The organism is Leptospira adleri (genome assembly GCF_002811985.1).
GTDB lineage: Bacteria > Spirochaetota > Leptospiria > Leptospirales > Leptospiraceae > Leptospira > Leptospira adleri.
In genome coordinates this window covers 25,856-34,960 of sequence record NZ_NPDU01000047.1, presented here as the reverse complement: position 1 = coordinate 34,960, position 9,105 = coordinate 25,856, and the positions used below count along the sequence as shown (strand labels likewise).

Genomic DNA, 9,105 nt, shown 5'->3' with positions numbered 1-9,105 from the left:
GCGGGTTTTTGAGTGGTAGCAAAAGGGGATCTTTAAAATGCGGGAAAAATCCCGGTGAAAAATTTCGCTTTCTCACCGGGAGGGAAAAGTTCTTTTTTAGATTTGTCCGGCCTTTAGGCTTTCCGACGCGATCTTAAACTCGTTTTCCGATTTTAATTTAGAAAGATAATCCTGGAAGACCGATTGTTTTTTAGATTCGATCAGTTCTTGTTTGATTCGATCTCTTACCTTTCCAAAATCTTCCGGTAACCTTTCGTTCGGATTTGCGGGCGAAGGTTTGGAATACGCGTAGAGTTTTCCGGCTTCATAGGTATCTCTGATTTCCTTCTCGGATACTTCGATATTTGACTCCGTGGAGCGGTTGCGGATGAGCATAAAAAGCACGGATCTTCCCAAAAGCGGAAGCGTCTTCTTAAACTCTTTCGTTTCTTTCAGAGCTTGAACTTCTTTTGATTCCGCCGAGATTCGGATCGGAAGATAGATCTGAGTGTAAAAAGAAAGTTGATCGTTTTTTTCTTCTTCCGGATTTGCTTTTCGTTTTTGAAGAATCGGAGCGATCTTATTGAATTCCACGAGTAAATCTTTGAACGAGAATTTATTTCCCGCTTTGTCTTCGAAAAGGACCGTCTCCGGTCTTAATCCTTTGATGAATTCAGGAGTCAGATCCACAATCTTCAATCCGCTTTGAACTCGAAGTGCGTCCATTTCCTTCTTCCACGCTTCTTTGAGAAAACGGTTTCCGTAGTGTTCCGCAGTCTGATTTGCCTTTTCATTTACAGTCAACTCGGAGTAGAACGCAGCTTCTCTTTTTTCCTCTTCGGTGATTCCTTCCTTGCTTACGTATTTGGTCGCAAGAGATTTGAGTTTATCCAATTCGTTTTGAAAGAACTTGTCGATTTTCTTAGGATAGATTTTTTCGATTCTTTCCACTCTGAGAATATAATAGTTTCCTTGTGCTTCTTTGAGAATAAAGGTTCCTTTTTTCTCCGCCGCTTCCTTTAAGATCGCTGTGAAAGGATCGTCTCCGCAATTGATACAATGCGGTTCCAGCCGTCCTCCGACCGCTTTTCTCTGAACCTCGTTCGTATTCTTTGCGATAAATTCTGCGACTTCTTTATCGGATTTGATCGCGGAAATTTCTTGAAGAATGGAATTGGCTTTTACAGCCGCGTCCGGAGCCGCTTTTAAAAACAGGATTCTTCCAAACGCAAATTCGAGCATTCCGGAAGTCAGAAGTTTCTCGGAAAATTGTTTTCTGTAGTCGTTAAAAAGAATCTGAGGTTCCACAAAGCCCATGATTCTTGCGTACTCGTCTTTTGTGACTACGTTCGATGTATTGTTTTGAGTTTCCGCGATCTTTTGAATCCCGAGTTCCTCGATGATTTTTGCCTGAGTCGCGATCGACGCGTTATTTGCATCGGGTTCCACGCCGCGAAGTTTATAATAAGCCCTCAGTTCTTCTCTGGTAACGGTTCCATTCTTAAAGGAAGCGAGGACATCGGAATCCCTGCTGCAGTTGGCCGCGAAGAGTACGATCAGGGCGAGGATAGTTAGAGATAGGTTCTTTTTTTTCATGAAGTTGTGTCTTGAATCTTAGTATTTGTGAATTGTTTTACGGGTTGTAGGAGGTCGATCCGGTATTTCCACCGAAATTTCTCGGGTCAGATTTTTCTCTCGGGAGCTGTATAAATTTTTCATTTCAGCGGGAGATTTTCCGGAGTTTTTTACAAGGCCCGTCTTTCCGGGTTCTTCCTTTATCTTAAGAGAAAGAATCTCGTTTTTTCCGGCTTCTAAGTTTGCCATTTCTTTTTGAATGGAATCCTTGAGAATTCCGGAATAGTCTCGGTCCGAGGAAATTCTCTCCTGAATCTTTCCCAACTCAAGTATGTCTCGGTCCACTTCCTCAATCTTACGAAAAAGATGCGCTACCTTTACTTTCATACTTCAATCCCATCGTTGATCTTTTTTGATTCTGCGTCGGTTTGCAAGAATGAAAATATAAGAAAATACGAAAAATTCAATATTCCTTGAGAAGGATGAACAATCAAAATTGTAAGAATCAGAAAGAGAAAGAGGACGGTTTTTTTTCCCGATTCTCCGCTCCGAAAGTAAAGGAACGTCAAAGCGAACGAGAGAATTCCGGTTTTTAGAATGTAGAAAAAAGTGAGTGAGTTCCAAAATTCGAAATCTCCCTGATACCAGATTCTAAAAATCGAGATGAGAAGAAGTGAAAGAGGTAGAATTTGTTTTCGTAAAATTCGGTTTGAATCGGAATCGGGGGCGAAACTTCGGATTTCTCCGATTCTTTTCATTGTCTCTTCTTTTTTTAACGCGAGAATTCCGGCGCAATGGATGCAGATCAGATCCAGAATATCTCCAGCCGTGGATCCGTCTAACCCGGAAATTGCGAGAAGAAGTAGAATTAGAACCTCGAGATATTCGTGATTTTTCCGCGAACCGCCGCCCCCTTTTTTTCGGTAGAACAGAATCGCGAATGCCAAAACCACGGCGCCGGGCGAAAGAAAAGAATAAGATCTCAAAATTAGAAATAGGATCGCTAAGAGGTGAAAAACCATTTGTCGTAGGGAAGAAACGCTTATAGACTGTCTTTCCGAGCCACTATGATCCTGAATGAAATCATCATTTCTACGGAGAAAATCGACAACGTTCAGGTTATGAAGCTCCAGGGTTCCATCAACTCATTTACTGAAAAAAAATTCCGGGATCAACTTTCCGATTCGATCCGGTCCGGTCCGGTGATCTTAGATCTAGAAGAGGTGAGTTTGATTTCTTCCAGAGGAATTCAATCTCTCAAAGAAATGAATCAGTTGAGTTTTACTTCTCGGAATAAATTGGTCCTGATTCATCCGACCGATTCCGTGAAGAATGCGATTAAGATGGCGGCTCTCAACGGCCTCTTTTTGATCGCTCCCGATGAAGAATCAGCCTTAAAAATGACGATGAAAAATAGGTAGGAAACAAGTGACTAATTCGGTTCGATTCAATTATGCGCGTAAACTCTGGCATCTCCTCGGATTGATTGTTCCCGTCTGTTATTACCAGGACGTCTTTCAAGGATCCTTCGGTCTTGTGAACGCAACGCGCGCAGTAATTTCGGTGACTCTCGTTGTTTGTTTGGGAATTATTCTTTTGCTCGAATATCTTCGATTTCGTTTTCCGGGTTTTCAAAAATTCTTTCTTTCGATTGCCGGGGTTTTGATGAAAGAAGAGGAGAAAACTAGACTCAACGGAACGCTTCCGTATTTTCTTTCCTGTACGTTTGTGGTCTTTCTTTTTCCTCCGGAGATTTCCATTCTTTCCATGCTCTTTCTTGTGATCGGAGATCCTACCGCAGCCTGGGTCGGAACGTTTTACGGGAGAAGAAGATTTTCCAACGGCAAGTCCGTGGAGGGAATTTTGGCGTTTATATTCGCGTGTGCGATCGTCGGTTTTCTTTTTATGTTTCTATCCGATACTTATGGAAAGCAGAATTTTCTCAAGGCTGAAGGCTTCGTATTTTATAATAACTTTATATTCTTAATTCCCGCGATTTTGATTTCCGCCGTGACTGAACTCTATTGTGGAACGTATTGGAACGGACTGATCGACGATAACCTTTTGATTCCCGCGGTTTCGGCCGTCGTTTTGGGACTGACCGCTTGGTTGGCTTTGGGCGTGGAACCTTCTACGATCTTTTTAAATCCTGCCGATCTGTTTTTGAGAATTTGATCCTCTGGAAGAGCGGTCGTAGTTCCGACAAGATCGGCGAAAGGATCGCACTTGACAGTATTCAATATTTTTGATAGAGGAAATCTCCCGAGTTCCCGCCGAAACTCAATGATTCGCTCCCTATGAGTCGCTCATCACCCCTCCACCCAAGATCAGGGTGGGGCGCGCGACTTTTACGGTGGACTGTCGTAGTTCCGACAAGGGCGTCGAAAGGATCGCATTTGACAGTATTCAATATTTTTGATAGAGAGGAATCTCCCATGTTTTCCACCTCCCACCCCTCCACCCAAGATCAGGGTGGGGCGCGCGACTTTTACGGTGGATAGTCGTAGTTCCGACAAGGGCGTCGGAATTTTTCTCCTCATTTCTCGGGAGGCAACACCGTAAAACTCAAATTGATTTTTGTTTTTTCTTCACCTTCGAAAAGAGAAGAGTTGAATTTGAACTCCACTTCCGCAGGAAAGACCGTATTCGTATATGGAAAAGAACCGAGTCGATTTTCCTTTTTGAGTTTATCCTTGATCATCGAACCAAGATACTGAAACGAGCCGATCCAATCTTCACCCATCTCAAAACCTTCCATTCTTTCCACGGTACCGGAAAGACTCATTGTGGCAAAATAAGAATCCTTGATCGCTTTCGCTTCCGAGGGAAGAAGTTTACGATTGAATCTAAGAATAAAACCGGGAGTTTCCCTTGCGTGAAAGTAAAGGTAGTTTGCAAATTTTTCCCAAGTGTCTGGCTTTTTTGAGTTCGGAATTTCCACCTTGTAGTGGTGATTTTTTTCCACAGGTTCGAGGCATTCTCCGGCGCGATTGAAATGATCGCAGAGTGTAACGGAAACGATCTCCAATTTTTGAGGAGCGCAATTTATCACTAAAGTCGCGAAAAAAAGAAAAAGTAAAGAATTAGTTTTTTGTAATGTTTTGAACATAGGATTCTCTTAGGCTCGTAAAAAAATAGATCGCTTCCGGGGTTTTGAAAAAAGGAGGGGAGGTTTCACGGCTCACCATTTTCTGTTTCTGGTAGTTGTAGACGGTTTCAGCGTAAACTCCGTTGAAAAGATAAATTCTATGAAAGTCGTCCCGAATGGATGACATCACGACGGAATGGCTACAGAGATAACCTGGAAAAATTCGAATTCCGCTGTCTTTTTCAAGAGCGGCGTTCTGAATCGCCAAACATTCCTTCTGAATGGAAGGAAGTTCTTCCCTATGAATTCTTCTTTTGAAGGAAAGAATTTTCGTATGCCTTCCGGGAAAATGATTCCAAAGGTCGGCTTCCGGATCTTTCCAAGTAGGCATCGGATTACTTTCATATAAGGTCGCCGAGAATTTTTTTTCGGTTCTTGCTTTGATCGAATAAAACATTTCCGCGTCTTCATACGCGATCACGATGAAGAAGGAAGCCCCCGGAGGTTTGGTCAGCTTTTCTTTTTCGAGAGGTTTCTTTTTGAAGGAGTTCATCTGCAATGGAAAATCAGCTTCCAGATTTTACTTTCGAATCGAAATAATCCAGAATAATTTTATTCAACCATCTTCCGTCCGGAATTTCCGGAGTAGGATCGGTTAAGAATCCAACGTGTCCGCCTTTGGGAGTCAAAATCGTTCGGATATGCGGTAAATTCTCCCATCCTATCTTTTCCCAGTCGAATGGAGGAACGACCGGATCGTCTTCCGAGTGAATCACGATTCCAGGATGACGGATTTCGGGAATATAGTGTTTGCTCGAACAGTCTTGGTAATAATCCAAGGCGCCCCGATAACCGAAAAACGGCGCGGTCACGAGATCGTCGAAGTCGAAGAACGTCTTTGTTTCAAAAGCGTTTTTCTCGAGTTCCGGAGGAAGTTGTATGATCTTATTCTTAATCTTCTTTCGAAATTCGGAAACGAATCGATCCCTGTAAAACCTTCCTTCGGAAGAATCTATAAATTCGCAACCTTTCAAAAGATCCAGAGGAGGATTTGTGGAAGAGAAGGATTCCACCTTGTGATTTCGTCTTTCTCCCAGATACTTTAAAACTAAACTCGCGGAAAGGGAAAAGCCGGAAAGAAAGATCCTGTGCGAAAGTTTTTTCCAAACGAAGTCGATCACATCCTGGACGTCTTTCGTCTGACCGATGTTATACGTTCCTTTCGAAAATCCTTGGCCTCGTCCGCAGTTTCTCAGATTCATCCGAACACAGCCGTAACCCCTCTGTAAAGCGTTCTGCGCGAGCGCAACAAGATACGAACTGTCCGAGGTTCCTTCCATTCCGTGGATCATCACGATATAAGTTCCGTTCCATTTCGGAGAAGGAGAAGAATAGTGCTGCAAAGGAGGATTGTGTTCGAGCCAGAGCGCGTCCCCGGATTCGTCGCTCAACTGAAGGAGAATATCTTCTACGTAATAGGTTGTTCTGAGGTGATTGGCCGGTGGAAAAAAAGTGCTGTAGACGGTTTGAAGGTGTTTGCCTTTTAGAAAACGTTTCGGTTTGAAAGGTTCAGAACTCATTTCAGGAAGGATCCTTACTTAGACCGTCAGAGTTCTTGAAAGAATTCGTCCCAATCTGCGAGTTGTTCTTTGTTTGCGTGCGTAGATTTTTTTAAGAATTTATGCATTCTTTTTAAAAAGTCGATCCCTCTTTTCACGATTCCGGAATCTTCCGGGTGCATATCGGAAAGATAAAAATTTACGAATTCGTCCAGCTCGAAGGAACCGATGTCTTTTAACAAAACTTCTTCCTTGGATTCTTCTTCCTCCTCTCCTTCTAAAAAAAGGAGGGAAGCAAATTCAAGGAAGAGTTCGTTTAACTTCTGATCCTCTTCCGCGTTTCTTCCCTTTTGGGGCGCGGCTAAAAATTCTTTTAAAAAGTCATTGAGAGAAACGGACTTGGACAAGAGAAAAATCCGATCAGTTAAAGTCGATCTTTGTCGCGAGCTTGTCTACGATTCCGTATTTGAGCGCTTCTTCGGCGTCCATATAATAGTCGCGATCCGTATCTTCTTCGAGTTTGGAAACGGGGTGTCCGCAAGCGTCCGCGAGAATCTGATTCAACTTGGCTTTTGTTTTGAGAATTTCTTCCGCGTGGATTTTTAAGTCCGTCGCGGGAGCAACGATTTGTCCGCCGATGCTCGGCTGGTGAATCATCACTTTTCCGTTCGGCCAAATCGAACGTTCTCCTTTTTTTCCAGCCGCGAGAAGAACGGAACCCATAGAAGCCGCCATTCCCATACAAACCGTGTGAACCGGAGAACTGATCATCTGGATCGTATCGAATACGGTCATGCCCGAAGTGACAACGCCTCCGGGGCTATTGATAAAAAACGTGATTGGTTTTCCCGGATCTTTCATTTCCAGGTAGAGGAGTTTACCGACCAAGTCCTTAGACGATTCGTCGGTCACCGGACCCCAGAGAAAAATCTTTCTGTGGTCGAGGAAATTTTTAGAAATTTTACTTCCTGTGAGTTCTTCGAATACTTCCTGGATTTTTTCTGTTTCTGGCATTCCTGAACCTTTCCTTTAGTTGTTGCTAAAGTCCAGTTTCTTCTTCCTCATTTTTATGAAAACTCCAATACAAGTAAAACTGGCAAAGATTGCGTAGAAAATCCGAATAAATTGGATCGGAGGAACCGGAAATTGTTTCCCGGGACGGAACGCGTTGAGTCTGGACGCGAGAACCGGTTTTAACTCGGAAACGTTCTCCGTTTCTCTGAATTTTATGATCTGAGCGTTCTCGCTCAAAAGATAGAATCTTCGGGCCTCCCTTTCGAGGGCTACTTGATCGTTTTTTAAAATCCTTTGTTTCTCTTCCAACTGTCTATTTTCATAGGAAAGTCTTTCCACGTCCAATTGGAGCGAAGCGAGGGATTCTTCGAGTTGGGAACGTACTACGATCCCGGATTCTCCCAGGACGATGAAATAAAAAAGTCCCGAGAGAAAACAAGAGAACCAAAAGACTTTAGTCGAAAGAGAAGTCATAGTTAAAGTTTATAAAGATTCTTAAATTCCTTTTTTACTTCGTAGAACTTTTACTCCACAATGTTCGGCTCGAAAAAATCGAGCCGAATTCTTATAGATTGTAAAAAGTCTCCCTGCCTTTGTAAATCGCCGATTTTCCGAGTTCCTCTTCGATTCTAAGAAGTTCGTTGTATTTTGCGATTCGATCCGTTCTGGAAAGGGAACCGGTTTTGATCTGTCCCGCGTTAGTCGCAACCGCGATATGAGAGATCGTAACGTCTTCCGTTTCTCCGCTTCGATGACTCACAACGTTCGTATATTTGGCTTTTTTCGCCATTTCGATCGAAGCGAGCGTTTCGGAAAGGGACCCGATCTGATTTACTTTGATCAGGATCGAGTTACCGACACCGGAAGTGATTCCTTTGGAAAGTTTCTCTATGTTTGTAACAAAGAGATCGTCTCCTACAAGCTGAATTTTCTTTCCTAATTTTTCGGAAAGAAGTTTCCAGCCATCCCAGTCGTTCTCGTCCAAGCCGTCTTCGATGGTAATGATCGGATATTTGGAGACCAAATTCGCGTAATATTCCACCAGTTCCGCGCTCGAGAACTCCTTATTATTTTCGGCACCGAGAACGTATTTCTTTTTGCTTTTGTCGTAAAACTCGGAAGAAGCTGCGTCCAAACCCAATAAAACGTCTTTTTCGGGCTTATAACCTGCCTTTTCGATCGCCTGGAGAATGACTTCGATCGCTTCCACGTTGCTCGTGAGGTTGGGAGCAAAGCCGCCTTCGTCACCCACGGCCGTGTTGAGATTCTTACCTTTGAGAACGCCTTTCAAAGAATGGAATACTTCCGCTCCCATTCTGAGTCCTTCGCGGAAACTTTTGGCTCCCACGGGAAGAATCATAAATTCTTGAAAGTCGACGTTGTTGTCGGCGTGGGCTCCGCCGTTTATGATGTTCATCATCGGAACCGGTAATTCTCTCGCGAAGTTTCCGCCGATATAACGATAAAGCGGAAGTTTAGAAAAGGCCGCGGACGCTTTGGCAACCGCGAGTGACGTTCCAAGGATCGCGTTGGCTCCGAGTTTTCCTTTGTTTTTGGTTCCGTCCGCGTCGAGCATCAACTGATCGATTCTATTTTGGTCGAGCGCGTCTTCTCCCTTTAGGACTTCTTGGATCTTTACGTTTACGTGTTCAACCGCTTTGAGAACTCCTTTTCCGAGATAACGATGTTTGTCGCCGTCTCTGAGTTCTACGGCCTCGTATTCTCCGGTGGAGGCGCCGGAAGGAACTGCGGCTCTACCGAAGGAGCCGTCCGCCAAGGTTACGTCCACTTCTACGGTCGGATTTCCGCGGGAGTCGATGATTTCCCGAGCATGAATTTTTTGAATTTGAGAGTTATGAGACATTTTACTTCCTGAGATTCTCTATGTTT

12 protein-coding genes are annotated in these 9,105 nt (G+C 43.7%); 2 read left to right on the top strand and 10 right to left on the bottom strand.

Features of this window, described 5'->3' with window-relative positions:
• Positions 1-96: 96 nt before the first annotated feature.
• The 3 genes from CH376_RS16360 to CH376_RS16350 are packed head-to-tail and all read right to left on the bottom strand — an operon-like array spanning position 97 to position 2,576.
• A complete protein-coding gene (locus tag CH376_RS16360) occupies positions 97-1,575 on the bottom strand; it encodes an LIC12015 family putative lipoprotein (RefSeq protein WP_100784461.1) in 1,479 nt (492 codons plus the stop codon).
• A gap of 18 nt (positions 1,576-1,593) precedes the next feature.
• Complete coding sequence (locus CH376_RS16355; protein WP_100784462.1) at positions 1,594-1,941, bottom strand: hypothetical protein; 348 nt, start codon at positions 1,939-1,941, stop codon at positions 1,594-1,596.
• Entirely contained in the window at positions 1,938-2,576 is a 639-nt protein-coding gene (locus tag CH376_RS16350; RefSeq protein WP_100784463.1) for a hypothetical protein, read from the bottom strand. Before CH376_RS16350 ends, CH376_RS16355 begins: the two co-directional genes overlap by 4 nt.
• A 45-nt stretch (positions 2,577-2,621) precedes the next feature.
• Between CH376_RS16350 and CH376_RS16345 the strand changes: the two genes are divergently transcribed.
• Positions 2,622-2,975, top strand: coding sequence for an STAS domain-containing protein (locus CH376_RS16345; RefSeq protein ID WP_069607565.1), 354 nt, complete (start codon positions 2,622-2,624; stop codon positions 2,973-2,975).
• A 7-nt stretch (positions 2,976-2,982) separates the two neighbouring features.
• Entirely contained in the window at positions 2,983-3,729 is a 747-nt protein-coding gene (locus tag CH376_RS16340; protein WP_100784464.1) for a diacylglycerol/polyprenol kinase family protein, read from the top strand.
• A gap of 361 nt (positions 3,730-4,090) precedes the next feature.
• Here the strand turns inward: CH376_RS16340 and lcpA are convergent, their stop codons facing one another.
• The 7 genes from lcpA to eno all read right to left on the bottom strand — a co-directional run bounded on the left by lcpA (position 4,091) and on the right by eno (position 9,079).
• A complete protein-coding gene (gene lcpA, locus CH376_RS16335; protein ID WP_100784465.1) occupies positions 4,091-4,663 on the bottom strand; it encodes a complement regulator-acquiring protein LcpA in 573 nt (190 codons plus the stop codon).
• The gene (locus CH376_RS16330) at positions 4,638-5,195 is read right to left on the bottom strand and encodes a DUF4416 family protein (RefSeq protein WP_100784466.1); all 558 of its coding nucleotides are present in this window, start codon (positions 5,193-5,195) and stop codon (positions 4,638-4,640) included. The genes lcpA and CH376_RS16330 overlap by 26 nt, the downstream gene beginning before the upstream one ends.
• A gap of 13 nt (positions 5,196-5,208) precedes the next feature.
• Positions 5,209-6,222: a YheT family hydrolase gene (locus CH376_RS16325; protein ID WP_100784467.1), complete on the bottom strand. Its 1,014-nt coding sequence runs from the start codon at positions 6,220-6,222 to the stop codon at positions 5,209-5,211.
• 26 nt (positions 6,223-6,248) lie between these two features.
• On the bottom strand, positions 6,249-6,608 hold the full coding sequence (locus CH376_RS16320; protein WP_100784468.1) for a hypothetical protein: 360 nt from the start codon (positions 6,606-6,608) through the stop codon (positions 6,249-6,251).
• A 13-nt stretch (positions 6,609-6,621) separates the two neighbouring features.
• Positions 6,622-7,215: an ATP-dependent Clp protease proteolytic subunit gene (locus CH376_RS16315; protein WP_100784469.1), complete on the bottom strand. Its 594-nt coding sequence runs from the start codon at positions 7,213-7,215 to the stop codon at positions 6,622-6,624.
• Between the two features lie 15 nt (positions 7,216-7,230).
• Positions 7,231-7,689, bottom strand: a complete 459-nt coding sequence (locus CH376_RS16310; protein WP_100784470.1) for a septum formation initiator family protein — start codon at positions 7,687-7,689, stop codon at positions 7,231-7,233.
• A 91-nt stretch (positions 7,690-7,780) separates the two neighbouring features.
• Entirely contained in the window at positions 7,781-9,079 is a 1,299-nt protein-coding gene (gene eno / locus CH376_RS16305; protein ID WP_100784471.1) for a phosphopyruvate hydratase, read from the bottom strand.
• Positions 9,080-9,105: the final 26 nt, after the last annotated feature.